The organism is Paracoccus binzhouensis, assembly GCF_016446475.1.
Classification (GTDB): Bacteria; Pseudomonadota; Alphaproteobacteria; order Rhodobacterales; family Rhodobacteraceae; genus Paracoccus; species Paracoccus binzhouensis.
In genome coordinates this window covers 1-724 of the sequence record NZ_JAEHFP010000259.1, presented here as the reverse complement: position 1 = coordinate 724, position 724 = coordinate 1, and the positions used below count along the sequence as shown (strand labels likewise).

Below are 724 nucleotides of genomic sequence, written 5' to 3'. Positions count from 1 at the left end.
GAGCGGGCGCCGGCCGCGCCGCGGGGCTCGGCCGCGCGGCGGCTGCGGTCGTGCTGCGCTGCCTGGCCCTTGAAGGTGGCGACATTGCCGCTGGAGCCGAAATAGAAGAACGGCCGCCGCCCGGTCTCGGGCAGGTCGGCGCGGCCCAGGAGCATCGAGGAGGGGATCATCTGGAAGGTCAGCCGGTCGGCATTCTTGCGCCAGGCTTCCTCGAAGAAGAAATCGTCGGTGGCGCGCAGCCGCATGCTGTCGCAGGCCTCGCGCGCGTCGCGGATATAGGCGCGCGCCGCGGGCGTCGTGTTGATGCCCCAGAAACAGGGCTCCCAGAAGCGGGCGCTGTTGGCATAGCCGATGCGCATGGGATGGCCGAAGCCGCGCTGGAAACCGATGATATCGGCCGAGAAGCCCGAGACGAAATCGGGCAGGTAGTCGATGTCGCAATCGACGTCGATCCAGAACACCTTGCGGCGCGGGTTCCGTTCGCAGACCGAATGCAGGAAGGGGATCTTCCTGCGGCAGATCTCCAGCCATTCCTCGCCCGGGGCCTTCTCGACCTCGATTATCTCATGCGCCAGGCCCAGCCGGTCCAGCGACCGGCGCAGGTTCTCGGCGGATTGTGCATAGTAGTCGTCCGGGGGGCTCTGTTGCACAAATCCCGTCAGGGATTCAGATCGTGAATCCAGGGTGGTAGCTGTGATGTATGAGCAGACCCACACCGCCAACC

The 724-nt window shown here is 66.0% G+C and carries 1 protein-coding gene; it reads right to left on the bottom strand.

Annotated elements, in window-relative coordinates; all coding sequences use genetic code 11:
- Nucleotides 1-650 (bottom strand): hypothetical protein (locus I9P22_RS24340; protein ID WP_199262803.1); only part of this gene is annotated, 650 nt, incomplete at its 3' end.
- Between the last annotated feature and the right edge of the window lie 74 nt (nucleotides 651-724).